Origin of the sequence: Plantactinospora alkalitolerans, from assembly GCF_015690345.1 — a bacterium.
Classification (GTDB): domain Bacteria; phylum Actinomycetota; class Actinomycetes; order Mycobacteriales; family Micromonosporaceae; genus Plantactinospora; species Plantactinospora alkalitolerans.
Genome location: NZ_JADPUN010000081.1, coordinates 1 through 19,820 on the forward strand (window position 1 = coordinate 1; position 19,820 = coordinate 19,820).

The following is a 19,820-nucleotide window of genomic DNA, read 5'->3' on the forward strand; positions in this document are numbered from 1 at the left end:
CGCCGGGCTGCGCCGGCGCTGGCTGGTCGCCGGGCTCGCCGCCGTACTGGTGAGTGCGATCGCCGGGATCGCGTTCGGCCCGGTGAGCCTGCCGCCGGGCAGCGTCGCGATCGAGCTGCTGAATCTCGTACCCGGGGTGCACCTGCACAGCGGACTCAACGAGCGCGAGGTGGCGATCATCACCGAGCTGCGGCTGCCCCGGGTGGTGCTCGGGCTGCTCGTCGGCGCGATGCTGGCCCTGGCCGGCGGCTGCTACCAGGGCGTCTTCCGCAACCCGCTGGCCGACCCGCACCTGCTCGGGGTGGCCGCCGGGGCCGGCCTGGCGGTGACCGCCGTGATCGTGACGCGCGGGGTCACCGGGGCGGACGTCACCGTCGGACTTCCGGTCACCATCCCGCTGGCCGCGTTCGTCGGCGCGCTCGGTGCGGTGCTGCTGACGTATCTGCTCGGCGCGGCCGGTGGCCGGGACCGCTCCCCGGCCACCCTGATCCTGGCCGGGGTGGCGGTCTCCGCGTTCCTCGCCGCCGGGCAGACCTACCTGCTGCAACGCGACGCGGAGAGCATCCAGGAGGTCTACTCGTGGATGCTCGGCCGGCTGGCCACCGCCGGCTGGCACGACGTCCTGCTGATGCTGCCGTACACGGTGGTCACGGCCGTCGTGGTGCTGCTGCACCGCCGCGAACTCGACGTGTTGGCGCTCGGCGACGACGAGGCCAGCAGCCTCGGGCTGCATCCGCAGCGGTCCCGGCTGCTTCTGCTCGCCGCCGCCTCGCTGGGCACCGCCGCCGCGGTGTCGGTCTCCGGGCTGATCGGCTTCGTCGGGATCATCGTCCCGCACACCGTACGGATGCTGGCCGGGTCCAGTTACCGGGCCGTGCTGCCCCTCTCGGTGCTGTTCGGCGGGGCCTTCCTGGCCCTGACCGACCTGGCCGCCCGTACGGCGGCGGCACCGTCCGAGATTCCGATCGGGGTGGTCACCGCGCTGCTCGGCGGGCCGTTCTTCGCGCTGGTGCTGCGGACCACGAAACGGGTGTCGGAGTGACGGGGCGGGTGTCGGAGTGACCGGGCGGGCCGACGCGGCCGTCGAGATGACCGGGCGGACCGACGTCGCGGTCGAGGTGACCGGGCTCGGCGTCACCCTCGGCGGGGCACACATCCTGACCGGGGTCGACGTCTCGGTCGCCGTCGGCGAGTGGGTGACGGTGATCGGGCCCAACGGCGCCGGCAAGTCGACCCTGCTCCGTGCGGTGGGTGGCCTGCTGCCGGCGAGCGCCGGAGCGATCTCCCTGTTCGGTACGCCGATCACCCGACTCCGGCGCCGGGACCGGGCCCGGATCGTGGCGACGGTGGCCCAGTCCCCGGTCGTACCGGCCGGGATGGCGGTGCTCGACTACGTACTTCTCGGCCGGACCCCGTACGTTCCGCCGCTGGGCCGGGAGTCGGCGGCCGACCTGGCGGTCGCGTACGACGTACTCGACCGGCTGGACCTGACCGGTTTCGCCTCGCGGGCCCTGTCGACGCTCTCCGGTGGCGAGCGGCAGCGGGTCTTCCTGGCTCGGGCGCTCGCCCAGGGCGCCTCGCTGTTGCTGCTCGACGAGCCGACGAGCGCGCTGGACATCGGGCACCAGCAGGAGGTGCTGGAACTCGTCGACCAGTTGCGCGCCGACCACGGCCTTACAGTGCTGGCGACCATGCACGACCTCTCGGTCGCCGGAGAGTACGCCGACCGGATGGTGTTGATGGCCGGCGGCGAGGTGGTCGCCGACGGGCCGCCCCGCGCGGTGTTGACGGACGAGTTGCTCGCCGTGCACTACCGGGCCCGGGTCCGGGTGATCGACGGTGAACACGGTCCCCTCGTCGTCCCGGTCCGGGCCCGCCGCGGCGATCGGCGGTAGTGGGCCCCGCCGGCCGGGTGTGGCCGGGACGCGGCGGTAACACGTCCCGGTCAACTCAGGCTGGGCTACGTCAGCTGAAGCGCCGGCCCTCGTCGCGCCGGTACGCCCAGCCGGCGATCGCGGCCAGCACCACGATCCAGACGCCGAGCATGATCAGCGAGAGCGGGTTGACCGGGAAGTCGCCGACCGCCGCCCACATCAGCTCCACCGCGCCCCGGGTCGGCAGGAAGGGGGCGATCTCCTCGATGAACCCGGGCGACTGGTCGGGCGGAAAGAGCAGACCGCCACCGAAGGCCAGCGGGAAGAAGACGATCTGGGCGACCACGATCGCGGCCTTGCTCGGCAGGGAGTACCCGATGGCGAGCCCCATCAGGGTGAACGGCACGGCGATGATGATGATCGTGCCGAACGCGGCCAGGAACGCCGGACCACTGATCCTGGCCTCGGTCGCCACCGCGGCGATTACCACCACCGGGATCAGCGACAACATGGTCATCGCCAGGCCGGCGAGGATCCGCCCGGCGAACCGGGGCGCGGCTCCGGCCGGCAGCGTCCGCAGGTACGGATCCCAGGGTTGCGCCCGATCCTCGGCCACCCCGATCCCGTACTGGAAGATGTTGGTGCTCATCACCGCGAAGGTGACCATCGCGGCGGTGGCGTAGGTGGCCACGGTCCGGTCGTTCCCGCTGAACGGCACGACGAAGAACAGCATCGACGCGGCCGGGAAGAAGGCGCTGCCGACCAGTGCGATCGGGATCCGGAACGTTTCCAGCAATTGATATCTGGCATGTACGAGGGACAGTCGCACGACCGGATCTCCTTCAGACGTCAGCGGGTTGGGCGGGGCGGGTGTCGGACCCGACCGCGTCGGACGGTGCGTCGGAACCCACGGTGACGGGCGTTCCCGTGGCCTCGGGACCGGCGCCGTCGGTGATGGCCAGGAAGGCGTCCTCCAGGGAGGTGGGCCTGATCTCCAGCTCGGAGAACGCGACCCCACTGCCCACCAGGTCGCGGACGAGTTGGTCCGCGTCGGTGGTCAGCAGGTGGGTGACGCCGTCGATCCGCTCGACGCCGCGTACGCCCGGCAGCGATGGCAGTTCCGGGGCGACCAGGCTGACCCGGCGTACGCCGACCAGGTCCCGGACGGCGGTGACGCTGTCGTCGGCGAGCACCCGGCCGCGACCGAGGACCACCACCCGATGGGCGAGTGCCTCGATCTCCTCCAGGTAGTGGCTGCTGAGCAGGACGGTGCCGCCGTCGGCGTGGAACTGGCGGATGCCGTCCCACAACTCCCGGCGGGCGGTCACGTCAAGCCCGGTGGTCGGCTCGTCGAGGAAGACGAGGCGGGGTCGGCCGACGAACGCCAGCGCGACGGCCAGCCGGCGCTTCTGCCCGCCGGACAGCCCGCCGGTCTGTCGCCGGGCGAGGTCGTCGATGCCGAACCGGCCGAGCAGTTCCGCCCGGGGCACCGGGTCGGCGTAGTGCGCGGACACGAAGTCGACCACCTCGCCGACCCGCAGCGTGGGCGGTAGGCCGGTCTCCTGCGGCGTCATTCCGATCCGTCGCCGGGCCGCCGGGTCACGGGGGTCGCCGCCCAGCAGTTCGACCCGGCCGGAGCTGGTCCGGCGCAGCCCGACCAGCAGACTCAACAGGGTGCTCTTGCCGGCTCCGTTGGGCCCGAGCAGGCCGACGAGTTCACCGGCGTGCAGGTCGAGATCGACCCGGTCGAGGGCGGTGACGTCGCCGTACCGGCGGGTGGCCTGGACGGCTCGGGCGAGGATCATGGGGTTTCCTCCGGCTGTGCGGGGTCGAGCGTCTGGGGGGCGTCGAGCAGGGCGCGGACCGCCAGGGTGTATTCCTCGAAGGCGAACCGGCCGCGTCGGGTGAGTGCGACCAGGGTGGTCGGGGTGCGGCCCTGGTGGGTCTTGACGATCTCGACGTATCCGGCCTCTTCGAGCTTGCGAAGGTGCACCGAGAGATTGCCGGCCGTCATCTGCAGGATGTCCTGGAGACGGGGGAAGTTGATCCGGTCGCCGCCACGGAGCGTGGCGAGGGTGGCCACGACCCGCAACCGGGCCTGGGCGTGGATCACCGGGTCGAGTTCGGGGGCCCCGCTCACCGGTTGCTCCGGGTGCTTCGGGTGCTCCGGGTGCTCCGGGCGAGCGTGGCGCCCCGGGCGCGGTCGCGGAGCAGGAAGACGACGCCGGCCACCAGCATCCCGCCGCCACCGGCGAGCGAGATCACCAGCGCGTGCCAGCCCGGCCCGGCGATCACCCCGACGATGTTGATCACGCTGATCCAGACGCCCAGCCGGAACAGGCTGCGGTCGAGCCAGATCGCGCCGCCGGCCATGTGCAGGGCGCCGGTGAGTCCCACCGAGACGCCGGCCCAGAGCAGCCCGGCGAGGTCCTCCGGCAGGTGCTCGGAGACCGGGCCGAGGACCGCCATGACACCGGAGAAGCCCAGCCCCCAGGCCAGGCCGTACCACTTGCCGCGTCGCCTGGAGTCGCCGGTGATCTGCCCGTACGTCCGGGCGCCGGTGATGCCGGAGATGATGCCCGCGCCGATCAACAGGGTGAAGAGCGTGGTCAGCGGCAGCCAGAGGGGCATGTCGACGAACACCCGGCCGTTCGGCCCCAGGTGCAGGAAGAGCAGGCCGAAGCCGATCAGCCAGGCCAGGCCCCACGGCCAGTAGTACCAGAGCAGGTTGGGGCTGAGTTGGCGGGCCGCCTCGGCCTGCTGCTCCGCGATCAGTCGGAGCGCGGCGGCCGGATCGGCCGGCGGCAGTTCGTCATGGTCGTCGGCAGGTTCGTGGTCAAAGTTCCCGGTCACGTAAACCACTTTACAGCTTAAAGTCGGGTGGGCAAGTCAAGTACTTCGAGTACCTGGCTTGCTTGGAGCCGAGCGGGCAGTCCTTGTCCGACTGCCCGCTCGGCCCAGGACGCACCCCTGCCCGCTGACGTCGTGTACCTGCTGATCAATCGGGTCGGCCCCGCTGACGCCGAGGTTGCGAAAGCCCGGCAGAGGGCTACGGCACCAGTCGGTGCCCGGACGAGGCGAGCGCCGCCGCACCCGGAGCGGGAGTGAACCGCTCGTGGCCCGCGCGGCTGCCCAGAGCCCGGTCCGCCGCCGTCGGGGCCGGTGCCGTTCCGCCCAGCGCGGTGATCAGGAAGTCGAACAGCGCCGCGCCGATCGGATTGGGGTAGCCCGGAGCCGAGTAGTGGCTGGCGTTCAGCGCCACGGTCACCTGGCGGCGGCCGTCCGCCGAGTGCAGGGACATGGTTTCGGACCCGAAGACCACGCCGTCGTGCCCCCAGGCGGGGACGCCGGGCAGCGGCGCGCTGATCAGGCCCAGCCCGTACCGGCCGCCGTCCGGGTTGTCGGGATCGCCAGGTACGGTCCGCCGCATCTCGGCCAGTTCGGCCGGCCGCAGCAGTCGCCCGCCGAGCAGCGCCCGGAAGAACCGGTTCAGGTCGGCAGTGGTGGAGACCAGTTCCCCGGCCATCCAGGACCAGGACATGTTGTAGACGCTGAAGTCTCGCAGGGTGGCGTCGATCCAGGGCAGGTAGCCCGCCGAGTGCGGCCCTTCGATCCGGGTCGCCGTACCCGGAAAGTAGCTCCGGTGCAGGCCGAGCGGGCGCAGGATGCGACGGGTGAGTTCCACGGCGGCCGGCCGCCCGGTGATCCGTTCCAGGAGCAGCCCGGCCAGGATGTAGTTCGTGTTCGCGTAGTAGTGCCGCTCGCCCGGCGCGCCGACCGGCGGCTCCGCCAGTCCGATCCGGGCCAGTTCCATCGGCTTGATCGTGGTGTGCTGGTACTTCTCGATGTCCTCCGGCGTCGCGAACAGGACGTGGTCGTAGTCGTTGAGTCCGCCGGTCTGGTTCAGCAGCATCCGGACGGTCACCCCGGCCGGCACGAGTTGAGGCAGGTAGCGGCGGACCGGCGCGTCCAGCGACAGCCGGCGCTCGGCGACGAGTTGCAGCAGCGCCGTCGCCACGAAGGTCTTGTTGATGCTGCCGACCCGGTGCTGGAAGTCCGGTCTGATCGGTCGTCCGGTCTCCAGGTCGGCGACCCCGCTGGCTCCCCGCCAGGTCGCGTGGCCGTCGCGTACCTCGGCGAAGACGCCAGGCATTCCGGCGTCGGTGACCGCCCGCAGGCCCGCCCGCAGCGCCTCGTCCGGCAGCCCGCCGCCGGAGGCGGTCGGCACGGTGCCGGTTCCGGCGCCCGGGCCGGCCATCGCCGGGGTCGCGGCGGCGCCGAGCGCCGCCACCGCCACGGTCGACCCCAGGGCGGTACGCAGAAAGTCCCGGCGTGACTGGTACGGACGGAGTGGATGCACGATTCCTCCCGGGTGGACAGTTGCTGCTTTCCTCGCATCATGTCCCGGCCGAGGTGGCAAGATCGTCCACATCGGTGATGAATCGCAGCTCCCCGGTGCGGATGACTCGTCCAGGTCCGGTCCGTCCTCCGGTTCCACCTCCTGACGGAGCCGAGACGTCCCGCCGCAGGTCACACGCGCGACCGCTGCGGGGACGTTCGATTTACGGGTACGGCGCGGTGCCATCCGGATCCGTTCGATGGCCGCCGGCGGCGCTGACGCGGTGGCTGGTGGTGGACCCGCGCCGACGACGTGGTGGCGGCTCAGAGCGGCGCGGGCAGCGGCTCGGTGTGCAGCACGGCGAGCCGGGAGACGGCCCGGGTGAGCACCACGTAGAGCCGGTGCAGGCCGCGCGGTTCGGCAGCCACGATCCGGGCCGGTTCCACCACGATCACGTGGTCGTACTCCAGGCCCTTGACCAGGGAGGCCGGGACGACCGTGACCCGCGCGGCGGTCTCGACGTCGTCGGCGGCCGCGGCCGCGATCCCGGCGCCGGTCAGTGCCGCGCGCAGCCCGTCGATCTCGGCGTCGGCGGCGATCACCGCGATCGAGCCGTCGTGGGCGAGCGCCGCCCGTACCTCGGTCACCGTCGCGGCCGGCAGATCGGTCACGGTACGGATGTCGAGCGCGCCGTCACGGCGCAGCGACTCGGCCGGCGGTACGTCCACGGCCAGCGCCGGCAGCAGCCGGTTCGCGAACGCGACCACCGCGGCCGGCACCCGGAAACCGATGGTCAGCGGCACCACCGAGGCGTCCGGCTTGCCGAGGTGCCGCAGGGACTCCCGCCAGTTGGTGGCGGCCCACGGCGCGGTGCCCTGGGCGAGGTCACCGAGCAGGGTGATCGAGCCGTGCTCGCTGCGGCGGGCGATGGCCCGGCACTGCATCGCGGAGAGGTCCTGCGCCTCGTCCACCACCACGTGCCCGAAGCTGGGCAACCGCTCGATCAACCCGGCCGCCTCGTCGACCAGTACGGCATCGGCGGCACTCCATTTCGCCGCCTTCGCCGTACGGGGCGGTTTCGGCCAGGTCAGCAGCGCCTGCTCGGCCTCGGTGAGCAGGTCGGCGGCGGCGCCCGCCAGCGCGTCCGGGTCGGCGAGCAGCCGGTGCACCAGCCCGTCCGGGGTGACCGCCGGCCAGCACCTGTCGAGGAACTCGGTGACCGGCTTCGACCGGCCCATCCGGCGCAGCCACACCTCGCCGGGTGACTCGGCCCGGCGTGCCTCGGCCTGGCGTTGCAGCAGGCCGACCACCCGGGCCCGGACCCGCTCCCGACCAGTGCCGTACGGCAGCCCTTCCCGGCGGGCCTCCTCGACCACCCGGCGCAGTGCCTCCGTACTCACCCGCCAACGGAACGAACCGTCGGAGACCGTGATCGGCTCCTCCGGGTCGTGGATCAGCCCGGCCAGGGCCCGGCGCAGCACCTCGGCCATCCGCGCGTCGTGCTTGACGACGGCGGTCGCCGGCTGATCGGTGCCCCGGATCGGCAGGGCGCCGGACCGGGTGGTGCCGTCCGACCGGTACGGCGAGGTCACCAGGTCCTCCACGGTCGCCTGGGTCACCTCGACCTCGCCCAGCGCCGGCAGCACCGCCGAGATGTACGACAGGAACGCCCGGTTCGGCCCGACGACCAGTACCCCGGACCGGCGCAGCCGTTCCCGGTGCAGGTAGAGCAGGTACGCGGCCCGGTGCAGCCCGACCGCCGTCTTGCCGGTGCCCGGAGCGCCCTGTACGCAGATCGAGTCCGCCAGGTCGGCCCGGACGAGTTCGTCCTGCTCCGGCTGGATGGTGGCGACGATGTCCCGCATCGGCCCGACCCGGGGCCGTTCGATCTCGGCGGTGAGGATCCGGCTCTTCGTGCCGTACTCCTCGCCCCGGTCGAGGTGTTCGTCCTCGAAGCTGGTGAGCTGGCCGGCGCCGAAGCCGAACCGCCGCCGGGTGCTCACCCCCTGCGGATCGCGGACGCTGGCCCGGTAGAAGGAGCGGGAGAGCGGAGCCCGCCAGTCCAGCACCATCGGCTCGCCGGCCGGGTCGGTGACGTGGCGCCGCCCGATGTGGTGACTGGCGTCGGCGAAGTCGAGCCGCCCGAAGAAGAGTGGGGTGTTCGGGTCGTCGGCCAGCTCGGCGACCCGGCGGGACAGCGTACGGCCGAGGGTTTCGGCGGCGTACGCGTCCCCGGCGACGTCCTGGCCGGTGCGAAAGAGTGCTTCGGCGTGCTCCCGCATACGTCGCAGGGCGGCCCGGGAGGCGTCCAGGTGGGCCCGCTCGGCGGCGAGTTCCTTGTCGAGGTCGTCGGGGGTGTGCGCGGTGGCGGGGTGTTCGATGGGTGGGTCGACGGCAGGCAGGGTCATCCGATGGGACCTTTCGGTGCGCGATTATCGGCTCGGTTGACCTGGGCCGCCCGGCGCTCCGTCAGCGCGGTACCGGCAGTGCCCGGTGCTGGGAAGGGCGTGCGGTTGGCACGCGAGCGTTCGATATTACGCGTGGGCGGCCCGCACGGCGAGGCATTTGGCGCGGCTCAGGTCGGGGGCGCAATCATGGGCGCATGACCGCGAAGCGAGGAGGCGATGTGACCGGGCAGCCGGTCGAGCAGCGTCCGATGATGATCAGCGATCCGCAGGTGATGCGGGCGCTGGCGCATCCGGCCCGGCTGGGGATCATGGAGCATCTGACGTCCACCGGGGCGGCGGTGACCGCCACGGAGTGCGCCGAGATCGTCGGACTGTCGCCCAGCGCGGTCAGCTACCACCTGCGGGAGTTGGCGAAGTTCGGCCTGGTCGAGCAGGCACCGAGCCGGGGGGACGCGCGTGAGCGGTTGTGGCGCAGCTCCGTCGGCTCCTGGGGGGTCGAGGCCGGGCGGGACGCGTCGCCGGAGGCGCGGGACGCCGAGGCGACGCTGATCGAGGTGTTCGCCGCCCGTGATCTCCAGCGGATCCGGGACTGGGTGCGGAGGTCCCGGGACGAGCCGAAGGAGTGGTACGAGGCCGCCGCGATCAGAGGGCCGGTGCTGATGCTCACCGCAGCGGAGCTGACCGCGTTGAACGAGGCGGTGCACGAGTTGATGAAGCCGTACCGGCGGCGTGACCGGTCCGATCCGCCGGAGGGGGCTCGCCCGGTGGTGGTCCACTACACGGCGCTGCCATCGGATTGACGGCGGGGGATTGCGTTCGAAGATGTGAAGGATTACTTTCGAAGTATGTCCTTCACATCTTCCGGTCAGCTCGCGCCCGCCACCGGGGAACCGCCGGCCTCCCGATGGCGGGACGTCTACCTGGCCGCAGGTGCCCGCGCCGCTTCGAGCTGCGGGGACTTCCTCGCCGCGACCGCGCTGGCGCTCGCCCTCCAGTCCGCCGGCGCGGGTGGACTCGCGGTCTCCGGGGTGATGCTGGCCGCCGCCCTGCCGCTGGTCCTCCTCGCACCGTTGACCGGGCGGTTGGCCGACCGGGTGGACAGCCGGAGGCTGCTCGTCGCGTCCGGCATGGGACAGGCGGCGCTCTGTGTCGCGCTGGCCTACGCCGAGCGCACCGACGTGATCATGTTGCTCGTCGCGCTGCTCTCCTGCGGTCTGGCGGTTACCCAGCCGACCCTTGCCGCACTGCTGCCCGAGATGGTGCGCCGGGTGGACCTGCCCAGGGCCAGCGCGATCAACCAGACCGCCGGCTCGGTCGGCATGCTGGCCGCGCCGGCACTGGCCGGGCTGCTGGTCGGCAACTTCGGCACCCGGGTGCCGCTGCTGCTCGACGCGGTCAGCTATCTCGCGTTGATCGGGGCGGGACTGCTGCTGCGTACCCGACGGGGTGGTCGACGCCGCGCGCCCGGAACCGTGCCGGCGGTCGGCGGGACCGACGGCCGCGATCCGAGGGTCGGGACCTGGCGGTTGCGGCAGGACCCACTGCTCTGGACGATGGTGCTCGCGGTAGCCGCGACGGTGGCCGGGGTCGGCGCGGTCAACGTGATCGAGGTGTTCTACATCCGCGAGACCCTGCACGCCTCGACGACCGTCTTCGGCCTGGTCAGCGGCGCCTGGACCGCCGGCATGCTGCTCGGTGCCTGGCTGCTCGCCCCCACGGCGCGGCGGGCCCGCGACGACGGGTCTCTGGTGCTCTGGGTGCTGGTCATGCTCGGCCTGGCCTGTCTGCTCGTCGGGCTCGGCGCGGCGGTGCCGGACGCCGGCTGGTTGGTGCCGCTCTGGCTGGTCGGGGGCCTCGCCAACGGTGGGCTGAACGTCTTCAGCAACCTGGTGATGGTCAACCGGGTGCCGCCGGAGCAGCGTGGCCGGGCCTTCGCCGTCCAGGGCGCCGCGATCCAGGGTGCCGGGATGTTCGGTTACGTGATCGGTGGCGTACTGCTGGCGGGGTTCGCGCCCCGCCCGCTGGTCGCCGCCGCCGGCCTGGCAGGGCTGGCCGTGGTCGCGGCGGTGACTCCGGTCGTGCTGCGGGCCGCGCGGTCGCAGCGAGGCCGGACGATGCGGGATTGGCCACTTCCCGACGGGGCAGCGGAGCGGCCGGCCGAGTCGACGGTTACCGTCGGATCATGACCGAGCTACGGAGACCCCGAGTAGGCCATATCCAGTTCCTGAACTGTCTGCCGATCTACTGGGGCCTGATGCGCTCCGGTGCGCTCATCGACGTCGACCTGCACAAGGACTCGCCCGAACGGCTGAGCGCGGCGCTGGTCAGCGGCGATCTCGACATCGGCCCGATCTCACTGGTGGAATACCTCAAGCACGCCGACGAGCTGCTGCTGCTCCCCGACCTCGCGGTCGGCAGCGACGGGCCGGTGCTGTCGGTCAACGTGGTCTCCACCCGGCCGCTGGCCGAGCTGGACGGCGCCAAGGTCGCCCTCGGCTCCACCTCCCGGACCGGCGTGCTGCTTGCCCGGATGCTGCTCGCCGACCGGTACGGCGTGGATCCCGAGTACTTCACCTGCCCGCCCGACCTGACCACGATGCTGCTCGAGGCCGAAGCCGGGGTGCTGATCGGCGACGTGGCACTCCGGGCCCTCTACGAGGCGCCGGACCGTGGGCTGTCGGTCACCGACCTCGGTCAGGCGTGGCGGGAGTGGACGGGCCTGCCGATGGTCTTCGCCGTCTGGGCGGTGCGCCGGGACTTCGCCGCCGAACATCCGGGACTGGTCAAGGACGTGCACGAGGCGTTCCTGCGCTCCCGGGACCTCTGCCTGGCCGAACTCGACGAGGCTGCCGAGGCGGCCGCCCGCTGGGAGCCGTTCGACGCCGCCACCCTGGCGACGTACTTCCGGGCGCTCGACTTCTCGCTCGGCGAGCGGCAGGTGGAGGGTCTGCGGGAGTTCGCCCGTCGGGCCGTCGCGCTGGACGGCCTTCCGCCGCTGCCGGCTGACGGCCCGGCCTTCTTCGCCGGCTGACCTCTGCGGCCTCCCGCCTTTCCGCCGGCTGGCCTTCCGGCCCTCGACCCGATCCGGTGCCTACCGGTCGGGTCAGTCCGTACGGAGCTGCCGGGCGACGTCCTCGCAGATCTTCGCCCCGTAGGTGTAACCGAGGTCGATCGCGTAACGGGTCTCCACCGCCATCGTCCAGCCGTCGCCGATGGCGAGGCAGTTGACCGTGTACTTCTGCTCCCGGGTCCGGTCCACCCAGCCGTTCTTGATCGCGATGGTCTTCTGTTCGGCGGTCGGGAACGCCTTGCGGATGCCGAAGTTGCCGACGCCGCGTACGGCGCGCATCTCGCCGAGCAGGTACTTGGTCCACTTCGGGCCGGCGGCGCGTCCGTCGGCGATGCACGCACCCATCCGGGCGGTGTCCCGGGCCGAGAGGGCGGTACGGCTCCAGCCGCCGTCGGCGGCCGGGCTGCTGTCGGTCAGGTCGCAGATGCTGATCAGCCGCCTGATCGACGCGGCGCCTCCGTTGACCTCGTAGAGGGTCTGCGCGGCGGTGTTGTCGCTGTCCCGGATCATGATCGAGACCTGGTTCATCCGGGTGTCGCTCGGGGTGTCACCCTTCTCGGCCGCCCGGCGCAGGAAGTCCGCTCCGATCCATGCCTTGATCATCGAGGCGGTCGGATTGGTCTCGTCCATGTTGGCCGAGCCGGAGATCTTGCCGGTCCGGGTGTCCATCAGCGCCCAGTTCCACCAGCCGTCCTTGTCGATCTTCACCTTCGCCGGTGCGACCGGCAACGCCGGCAGGGTGGGGCTCGGGGTCGGGGTCGGAGTCGCCTTTCCCGTCGGCCCCCCGGTGGCGGACGGTCCCGTCGTACCGGACGACTCGCCCCACTTGGCGGCGGCCGTGCTGGCGAACGGCGAGCCCGGCATCAGCCGGAGCCCGACCAGTACCAGCACCAGGAGTACGCCGGAGATGAGCGCCAGCCGCAGCGCCGTGGACCGGGTGGACCTGGCCGCTGCCCTCGCCCGCCGTTCGTCGGAGCCCATCAGGCCGCCTTGGTGCTGAGCGGCTTGGGAACCTTGAGCGCGGCTCCGGGCTGGGGGGCGACGAGTTGGCTGGCCACGTTCGCGCAGACGTTGGCGCCGTAGCCGAGTCCCTTACCGCCCGAGTAGCGCATCATCACGGAGAGCACCCAGTCGTCGGTGACGGCCAGGCAGTTGACGTGCCACTTCCCGTCAGCGTTGATCAGCGTCCAGCCGTTCTTGATACTGACCGGACCCTGCGAAAGCACACCCTTGGGCAGGCCGTCGATGATTCCCCACTTGCCGCCGCCCTGCCGCGCCTGCTGCTCCTTGACCGAACCACTCACCTTGGACATCTCCGTGAGCACCCATTTCGTCCACTGTGGTCCGGCCGCGGTGCCGTCCTTGACGCACTCTCCCATCCGTACCGCGTCCCGAGGGGACATTTTGGTATAACTCCACCAGATGGAATTCTCTCCGGGCGGAACGACCTTGGCGGTCTCGCTGAGCTTGCACATCTTGATCAAGCGGTTGAGCGAGCTGGTCCCGCCGGCGGCCTTGTACAGGGCGTTGGTGGAGTCGTCGTTGCTGTTCCGGATCGACGTGCTGGCCATCTTCAGGTAGGCGGCCGACGGCTTCCTGGTGCCCTGCTGGCGCAGGTAGTCGGAGACGATCCAGACCTTGATCATCGACTCGGTCGAGTTGGTCGAGGTCATGTTCTTGGCGCCGGAGATCTTGCCGCTCTCCCGGTCCAGCAGCGCCCAGGAGAAGAAGCCGTCCACTCCGCTGATCTTCACCGGCGCGGGGGCCAGGGTCGGCGGGGGCGGCGCGGACGGTTTGATCCCGACCGGCGTGGGAGTGGCCGAGGGTGAGCCGCCACCGGCGGCGTCGTTCAACCGGGCGTACGCGGCGGGTACGAGCAGGACGCCACCAAGCACGACTGCCGCGATGGCGAGCACCAGAGGCACGCGGGAACGCATGAAGACGGGGCTCCAAGAGTGAGGGCCGGGGGGCCGCTGTGGGTACAGGGCACTGTGCGTCTTGCGGTTGGTCGTCAGCGCGGTCGCCGCCAGCCCCACACCGGCGGGGTGTCCGCGCCCGTCCTGCCGGGGGAGGCGGCGGGACGGAACGGGGAAAGTTTACGTCCCCGAGCCCGATCCGCCAGATGGCGCAGCCGTGGCATTCGGTATCTGCGACCGGATATAACCCTATATCAGACGTTACATCCCGAATATTGGAGCCGGTGTGACCAGGGTCATTCACCCATCAGTGCGGACATTTGGTCCCGCCGCGCCGAGCGGTCGGCTTCGGGCTCTGGGCCGCATTTCTATTACACATCTTGGTTACCGGCTAGTTGAGCTGTAACACTTGGTCCGTGTACGGACATGACTTTCCCGGCCCGGATGACGGACCCGCCGACGGCCTGCTCGAACAGGTCGAGGCGGCGGAGGTGGCGCTGCGGGCCGCCGCCGACCGTGGTCGTCCCGGCGTCGCGGACGGCCCGGCCGCCGACACCGACCCGCAGCACTACTTCACCGCCCTGATCGAGGCCGACCAGAAGATCGAGCCACGGGACTGGATGCCGGACGCCTACCGGAAGACCCTGATCCGGCAGATCGCCCAGCACGCCCACTCCGAGATCATCGGGATGCAGCCGGAGGGGAACTGGATCAGCCGCGCCCCCTCGCTGGGACGCAAGGCGATCCTGCTCGCCAAGGTCCAGGACGAGGCCGGCCACGGGCTCTACCTGTACGCCGCCGCGGAAACCCTCGGGGTGACCCGGGACGAACTGGTCGAACTGCTGCTGACCGGACGGCAGAAGTACAGCTCGATCTTCAACTACCCGACCCTCGGCTGGGCCGACGTCGGCGCCATCGGCTGGCTGGTGGACGGCGCGGCGATCGTCAACCAGGTGCCGCTGTGCCGCTGCTCCTACGGGCCGTACGCCCGCGCGATGATCCGGGTCTGCAAGGAGGAGTCCTTCCACCAGCGGCAGGGCTACGAGATCCTGCACCGGCTCGCCTCGGGCACGCCTGCCCAGCGGGCGATGGCCCAGGACGCCGTGGACCGCTGGTGGTACCCGTCGCTGGCGATGTTCGGCCCACCGGACACCGACTCCACGCACTCCCAGCAGTCCATGGCCTGGAAGATCAAGCGGTTCTCCAACGACGACCTGCGGCAGCGGTTCGTCGACATGTGCGTCCAGCAGGCCGGCGTACTCGATCTCCGACTGCCCGACCCCGACCTGCGCTGGAACGAGCAGCGGCAGGCGTACGACTACACCCAGCCGGACTACGCCGAGTTGATGCGGGTGATCTCCGGCGACGGGCCGTGCAACCGGCAGCGGATCGACCATCGCCGCCGGGCACACGCCGACGGAAGCTGGGTCCGGGAGGCGGCCGCCGCGTACACGGCCAAGCGGCAGCGGGAAGACCGACCGGCGGTGGCGGCATGAGCGAGGACGGTGGCGCCATGAACGGGAACCGGAACGGCTGGCCGCTCTGGGAGGTCTTCGTCCGGCCGAGGCGCGGGCTGTCGCACAACCACGTCGGCAGCCTGCACGCACCCGACGCCGAGTTGGCGCTCCACAACGCCCGGGACGTCTACACGCGCAGGCAGGAGGGCGTGTCGATCTGGGTCGTCCCGGCACAGACGATCACCGCCTCCAGCCCGGACGAGAAGGACGCCTTCTTCGAGCCGGCCGCGGACAAGGTCTACCGGCATCCGACGTTCTACGAGGTACCGGACGGGGCGGCACACCTGTGAACCCCACCGACGTACCCACCCAGACCCGGCTGGACCACCTGCTCGGGCTCGCCGACGACGCACTGGTCGCCGCGCAGCGCCTCGGCGAGTGGGTGGCCGCCGCACCGGAACTGGAGGAGGACGTCGCGCTGGCCAACATCGCCCTGGACCAGCTCGGCGCCGCCCGGCTGCTGCTGACGTACGCCGGGGAGCTGGAGGGAGCGGGCCGGGACGAGGACGCGCTCGCGTACCTGCGCGACGACCGGGAGTTCCGCAACGCTCTGCTGGTCGAGCTGCCGAACGGTGACTTCGCGGTGACCATGGCCAAGCTGCTCTTCGTGTCGGCGTACCAGTTGCCGCTCTACACCGCGCTGACCGGGTGCACCGACGAGCGGCTCGCCGCGATCGCCGGCAAGGCCCGCAAGGAGGTCGCCTACCACCTCGACCACGCCAGCCTGTGGACGGTACGCCTCGGCGACGGCACCGAGGAGTCACACCGGCGGATGCAGGCGGCCGTGGACGAGATCTGGCCGTACACCCACGAGCTGTTCACGCCCGATCCGGCCGCACCGGTCGACCCGGCCGGGCTCCGCGACGCCTTCCTGGCCGCCGTGGAGCCGGTGTTGGCGACGGCGACGCTGGATCGCCCGGCCGACGGCTGGGCCCCGTCCGGCGGCCGGAGCGGCCTGCACACCGAGCACCTGTCCTACCTGCTCGCCGAGATGCAGGTGCTGCACCGGGCCCATCCGGGAGCCCGTTGGTGACCACGCGCACCGATCCGACCTGGCGGGCCGCCGCATCGGTGGTCGACCCGGAACTGCGGGTGCTGACGATCGAGGACCTCGGCGTGCTGCGGGAGGTGGCGACGGACCGGGACAGTGGCCGGGTCACGGTCACCATCACCCCGACCTACACCGGCTGCCCGGCGATGGACGTGATCCGGGACGACATCCGGGCCGCGCTGGCCGCCGCCGGACATCCCGGGGCCGAGGTCGTCACCGTGTACGCCCCGGCCTGGAGCACCGACTGGATCTCCGAAACCGGTCGGGCCAAACTCGCCGCCGCCGGCATCGCCCCACCGGGACCGGCCGGGACGACCGGGCCGGTGCCGCTGACCCTGAGCGTCCGCTGCCCACTCTGCGGCGCCGCCGACACCGAACAGGTCAGCCGGTTCGGCTCGACCGCCTGCAAGTCGCTGTGGCGATGCCGGGCCTGCCGTGAACCCTTCGACCACCTGAGGGCGTTTTGAACGTGACGATCAACCGGCCGGTCAGGCGCCGCCCGGTCTTCCACCCGCTGTCGGTCCGGGCGGTCGACCGGCTGACCGACGACGCGGTCGCGGTCACCTTCGAGGTGCCGGCCGAACTGCGGGCCGCCTTCGCGTTCCGGGCCGGACAGCACCTCACCGTCCGCCGGTTCACCGACAGCGGCGTACCGGAGACCGAGCCGATCGAGGTGCGGCGGTCGTACTCGATCTGCTCGACCCCGGCGGAGCTGGCCGAAACCGGGCTGCTGCGGATCGGGGTACGGGAGGTGCCCGGGGGCGCGTTCTCCAGCTTCGCGGTCGGCGCGCTGCGGGCCGGCGACACCGTGGACGTCCTGCCGCCGCTGGGACAGTTCAGCACGGCGTTCGCGCCGGACCGGGTCCGGCACTACGCCGCCGTCGTCGCGGGATCGGGCATCACCCCGGTGCTGTCGCTGGTCGCGACCGCGCTCGCCGTCGAACCGGCCAGCACCGTGACCCTGGTGTACGGCAATCGGTACGCCCGGACGGTGATGTTCGTGGAGGAACTGGCCGACCTGAAGGACCGGTACCGGGAACGGCTGCACCTGGTGCACGTGCTGTCCCGGGAGCCCGGCGAGTCGCCACTGCTCTCCGGCCGGATCGACGCCGAGCGGCTCGGCCGGCTGTTCGACACCATCGTGCCCGTCGAGCAGGTCGACGAGTGGTTCCTCTGCGGCCCGTACGGCCTGGTGCTCGACGCGCGGGCGACGCTGACCGCCCGGGGTGTGCCGGCGGAGGCCGTACACGCCGAACTGTTCCATGTGGACGCCCCGCCCGCGCCGCCGGTCCGGCCGGACGCGTCGGCGGCCGGCAGCGAGGTGACGATCCAACTCGACGGCCGGATGTCGAGTTTCCGGATGGGCCGGGACGAACGGGTGCTGGACGCCGCGCTGAAGGTGCGTAGCGAGCTGCCGTACGCCTGCAAGGGCGGGGTCTGTTCCACCTGCCGGGCCCGGGTCGTCTCGGGCGAGGTGACGATGGCCCGCAACTACGCCCTGGAGCCGGACGAGGTCGCCGCCGGATACGTCCTGACCTGCCAGTCCAGCCCGGTTACCGACACTGTGGTGGTGGACTACGACGGTTGAGGCGCGTTCGGTTCGACGAAGGTTGACATAGATCATGATCGACGGATTGGCGGGCTTGCGCGGATAGCGACAAGCTTCGGGGCGGCACGGACTCTAGATCGAAGTTTGACTATCTTGGGCCACAGTGGAAGCACGCTCATCCCGTGGAGGTCCCATGCGTAGAGTCCGGACGATCGTGGCGCTCGCCAGCGCCAGCGGTGCACTGCTGGTCGGCCTCGGTGCCCCGGCACAGGCCGCGGCGCCGGTCGCCCGCCCGGCAGCGCTCGCCGGTCCCAACAACTACCAGTTCGGCGCCTACTACACCTACGAAGCGTGCCGTTACTTCGGCGACAGCCTCGTCGCGGGTGGAGCGTGGCGCTACTACAACTGCCAGTACGAGTGGCGGAGCGGCGAGCCGCAGGGCTACTACTACCTGTACATGTACAACTGACCCGTCCCTGACGGCGTCGTCGGGCGGGACGGGTCGGCGCAAGCTGGCGATGCCGTGGTTCACGACGGCCGCCGACCCGTCCGTCCGACAGCGGAGTCCACGGTGGATCTAGGCTCACCGAATCGTGTTGACCTTCCGCAGCCGTTCCCTGGAGCTCGGTTATCAGCTGACCGCCGCCGTGCTGACCCTGCTGGGCGGCGCCGCCGTGGTCTCCGGAATCCGGACCTGGCGCGACTCTCGGTCGGCGTCGATCTGGGCGCCCGAGTTCACCCTGGAGGACGCGGCATTGACGGCGGGCTTCGCCGCGCTGTTCTCGACCCTGGCCGTGCTCTGCTGGCGAGCGTCCCGACGCCGTCTCCGCGTCGACGACACCGGGATCACCTGGACCGGGATCATCCGGCGCCGTCACCTGGGCTGGTCCCAGATCGCCCACGTCGACCTGCTGATGGGCGTACGCAACGGGCAGGTGCGGGTGTACGCCGACCGGCAGAGGTACGTCGTCTTCCGCACCGTCGGGCCGTTCTTCGGCACGTGGTTCTCCGAGCGGCGGCTGACCACCGTGCTGTCCCGTCCCCCGGACACCGCCGCACCGGCGATCCACGAGGTCCACGAGGCCCTACTCGCCGGCCGTGACCGCTCCCGGGTCGGCGGGTAGCAGCACCGAGAGCACCCGGGTGTGCGTCCGGAAACCGGCGTTGTCGTACATCCGGCGGGCCGGGTTGCCGTCCACCACCGACAGTCCGAGGGTCGGCAGTTCGGCCTCGCGGGTGCCGCGCAGGGCGTGCGTCAGCAGGGCCCGGCCGAGCCCGATGCCCTGGGCGTGCGGCGCCACCGCGATGTTGAGGATCCAGCCGCAGACGTCGTCGGTCCACGGCACCGGGCCGGCGCACAGCACGTGTCCGGCGCTGCGCCCGTCCGGGCCCACCACCCGGGCCGAGGCGGACCGCAGGGGCGGGACCGGATCGTCGGCGTCGAACATCGCCCGGATCTGCCGGGTGTCGCCGGACTGCCACCGCCCGTCCGGATGGTCCGGCCCGTACGCCGCGTCGCACGCCCGCGCGAGGTCGTCGTCCCAGCCCGGTGCGGCCAGCGTCCAGCCGGCGGGCAGTACCGGCGGAGCCGGCAGTTCGGTCAGGCCGTGCCGCAGCTCCGTGGCGGCCCGGCGGAGTACGAGCCCGCCCGCCACCAGGGCACCGGCCAGCCCCTCGTCCGGCGTCTCCAGGCGCACCCCGGCGAGATCTCGTCGGGCCTGCGCGGCAACGGCGGTCAGGGCGGCCCCGGGCAGCGGCCGTACGTCGGCGGCGACGGATTGGCCGTCGTCGTCGTACCTGCGCAACCGGGCGAGCGCGGTGCCGTCGTCGGCGTCCAGCAGCGAGTCGGCGGCGTCTTCGGGATGCGGGCGTACGGGCATCGGTGCACCGTAGCCGGGCCCGACCGATCGCCTCGACCGAATTCACCCCGACTGGACGTCCTCAACGGGGGCGGGCCGTCGCCCGTGTGACCGGAGAGGCCCTTCTCGCTGTCCGGGGTGCTTCCGATGCGGCTATGCGGCCATCAGGCGCGTGCGGATATGCCGGAGAGTCATAAAAATGCCTCCGTGGCATATCACCCGGACGGCATACGCCTC

General features: G+C 71.6%; 21 protein-coding genes. 12 read left to right on the plus strand and 9 right to left on the minus strand.

What is annotated here, in order from left to right:
- Both I0C86_RS06235 and I0C86_RS06240 read left to right on the plus strand, forming a co-directional pair.
- The coding region (locus I0C86_RS06235) for a FecCD family ABC transporter permease (RefSeq protein ID WP_230393652.1) at positions 1-1,042 on the plus strand (1,042 nt) is incomplete at its 5' end.
- A gap of 46 nt (positions 1,043-1,088) precedes the next feature.
- On the plus strand, positions 1,089-1,895 hold the full coding sequence (locus I0C86_RS06240; RefSeq protein WP_196200270.1) for an ABC transporter ATP-binding protein: 807 nt from the start codon (positions 1,089-1,091) through the stop codon (positions 1,893-1,895).
- A 70-nt stretch (positions 1,896-1,965) separates the two neighbouring features.
- On the opposite strand, the gene I0C86_RS06245 is transcribed toward I0C86_RS06240, so the two are convergent.
- The 6 genes from I0C86_RS06245 to I0C86_RS06270 all read right to left on the minus strand — a co-directional run bounded on the left by I0C86_RS06245 (position 1,966) and on the right by I0C86_RS06270 (position 8,621).
- Positions 1,966-2,703, minus strand: coding sequence for an ABC transporter permease (locus tag I0C86_RS06245; RefSeq protein WP_196200240.1), 738 nt, complete (start codon positions 2,701-2,703; stop codon positions 1,966-1,968).
- A gap of 13 nt (positions 2,704-2,716) precedes the next feature.
- The gene (locus tag I0C86_RS06250) at positions 2,717-3,679 is read right to left on the minus strand and encodes an ABC transporter ATP-binding protein (RefSeq protein WP_196200241.1); all 963 of its coding nucleotides are present in this window, start codon (positions 3,677-3,679) and stop codon (positions 2,717-2,719) included.
- Positions 3,676-4,014 (minus strand): winged helix-turn-helix domain-containing protein, encoded by a 339-nt coding sequence (locus I0C86_RS06255; RefSeq protein ID WP_196200242.1) that lies wholly within the window; start codon positions 4,012-4,014, stop codon positions 3,676-3,678. The genes I0C86_RS06250 and I0C86_RS06255 overlap by 4 nt, the downstream gene beginning before the upstream one ends.
- Positions 4,011-4,727, minus strand: a complete 717-nt coding sequence (locus I0C86_RS06260) for a transporter (RefSeq protein ID WP_196200243.1) — start codon at positions 4,725-4,727, stop codon at positions 4,011-4,013. Before I0C86_RS06260 ends, I0C86_RS06255 begins: the two co-directional genes overlap by 4 nt.
- A 196-nt stretch (positions 4,728-4,923) precedes the next feature.
- On the minus strand, positions 4,924-6,234 hold the full coding sequence (locus I0C86_RS06265; RefSeq protein WP_196200244.1) for a serine hydrolase domain-containing protein: 1,311 nt from the start codon (positions 6,232-6,234) through the stop codon (positions 4,924-4,926).
- 302 nt (positions 6,235-6,536) lie between these two features.
- Positions 6,537-8,621, minus strand: a complete 2,085-nt coding sequence (locus tag I0C86_RS06270) for a HelD family protein (RefSeq protein ID WP_196200245.1) — start codon at positions 8,619-8,621, stop codon at positions 6,537-6,539.
- Between the two features lie 194 nt (positions 8,622-8,815).
- On the opposite strand from I0C86_RS06270, the gene I0C86_RS06275 reads away from it, so the two are divergent.
- From I0C86_RS06275 to I0C86_RS06285, 3 genes are read left to right on the plus strand one after another with little or no spacing between them, the layout of a single operon-like run.
- Complete coding sequence (locus I0C86_RS06275; RefSeq protein WP_230393653.1) at positions 8,816-9,421, plus strand: ArsR/SmtB family transcription factor; 606 nt, start codon at positions 8,816-8,818, stop codon at positions 9,419-9,421.
- Positions 9,422-9,466: 45 nt separating this feature from the next.
- Positions 9,467-10,807 carry an MFS transporter gene (locus I0C86_RS06280; RefSeq protein ID WP_196200246.1) on the plus strand — a complete coding sequence of 447 codons (1,341 nt, stop codon included), beginning with the start codon at positions 9,467-9,469 and terminating at the stop codon, positions 10,805-10,807.
- Positions 10,804-11,652: a menaquinone biosynthetic enzyme MqnA/MqnD family protein gene (locus tag I0C86_RS06285; RefSeq protein WP_230393654.1), complete on the plus strand. Its 849-nt coding sequence runs from the start codon at positions 10,804-10,806 to the stop codon at positions 11,650-11,652. The genes I0C86_RS06280 and I0C86_RS06285 overlap by 4 nt, the downstream gene beginning before the upstream one ends.
- 72 nt (positions 11,653-11,724) lie before the next feature.
- Here the strand turns inward: I0C86_RS06285 and I0C86_RS06290 are convergent, their stop codons facing one another.
- Both I0C86_RS06290 and I0C86_RS06295 read right to left on the minus strand, forming a co-directional pair.
- Complete coding sequence (locus I0C86_RS06290) at positions 11,725-12,672, minus strand: serine hydrolase (protein ID WP_196200247.1); 948 nt, start codon at positions 12,670-12,672, stop codon at positions 11,725-11,727.
- Positions 12,672-13,628 (minus strand): hypothetical protein, encoded by a 957-nt coding sequence (locus tag I0C86_RS06295; RefSeq protein WP_196200248.1) that lies wholly within the window; start codon positions 13,626-13,628, stop codon positions 12,672-12,674. Before I0C86_RS06295 ends, I0C86_RS06290 begins: the two co-directional genes overlap by 1 nt.
- A 395-nt stretch (positions 13,629-14,023) precedes the next feature.
- On the opposite strand from I0C86_RS06295, the gene paaA reads away from it, so the two are divergent.
- The 7 genes from paaA to I0C86_RS06330 all read left to right on the plus strand — a co-directional run bounded on the left by paaA (position 14,024) and on the right by I0C86_RS06330 (position 18,848).
- Entirely contained in the window at positions 14,024-15,103 is a 1,080-nt protein-coding gene (gene paaA / locus I0C86_RS06300) for a 1,2-phenylacetyl-CoA epoxidase subunit PaaA (RefSeq protein ID WP_196200249.1), read from the plus strand.
- Entirely contained in the window at positions 15,100-15,414 is a 315-nt protein-coding gene (paaB, locus tag I0C86_RS06305) for a 1,2-phenylacetyl-CoA epoxidase subunit PaaB (protein WP_230393656.1), read from the plus strand. The genes paaA and paaB overlap by 4 nt, the downstream gene beginning before the upstream one ends.
- Positions 15,411-16,157: a 1,2-phenylacetyl-CoA epoxidase subunit PaaC gene (gene paaC, locus I0C86_RS06310; protein WP_196200250.1), complete on the plus strand. Its 747-nt coding sequence runs from the start codon at positions 15,411-15,413 to the stop codon at positions 16,155-16,157. The genes paaB and paaC overlap by 4 nt, the downstream gene beginning before the upstream one ends.
- Positions 16,154-16,642, plus strand: coding sequence for a 1,2-phenylacetyl-CoA epoxidase subunit PaaD (gene paaD / locus I0C86_RS06315; protein WP_323373491.1), 489 nt, complete (start codon positions 16,154-16,156; stop codon positions 16,640-16,642). The genes paaC and paaD overlap by 4 nt, the downstream gene beginning before the upstream one ends.
- Complete coding sequence (gene paaE, locus I0C86_RS06320; RefSeq protein WP_196200252.1) at positions 16,639-17,763, plus strand: 1,2-phenylacetyl-CoA epoxidase subunit PaaE; 1,125 nt, start codon at positions 16,639-16,641, stop codon at positions 17,761-17,763. Before paaD ends, paaE begins: the two co-directional genes overlap by 4 nt.
- A gap of 154 nt (positions 17,764-17,917) precedes the next feature.
- On the plus strand, positions 17,918-18,193 hold the full coding sequence (locus I0C86_RS06325) for a hypothetical protein (protein ID WP_196200253.1): 276 nt from the start codon (positions 17,918-17,920) through the stop codon (positions 18,191-18,193).
- Positions 18,194-18,317: 124 nt separating this feature from the next.
- Positions 18,318-18,848, plus strand: a complete 531-nt coding sequence (locus I0C86_RS06330) for a PH domain-containing protein (protein WP_196200254.1) — start codon at positions 18,318-18,320, stop codon at positions 18,846-18,848.
- On the opposite strand, the gene I0C86_RS06335 is transcribed toward I0C86_RS06330, so the two are convergent.
- Positions 18,810-19,604, minus strand: a complete 795-nt coding sequence (locus I0C86_RS06335) for a GNAT family N-acetyltransferase (protein WP_196200255.1) — start codon at positions 19,602-19,604, stop codon at positions 18,810-18,812. The two genes, I0C86_RS06330 and I0C86_RS06335, sit on opposite strands and share 39 nt — an antisense overlap.
- Between the last annotated feature and the right edge of the window lie 216 nt (positions 19,605-19,820).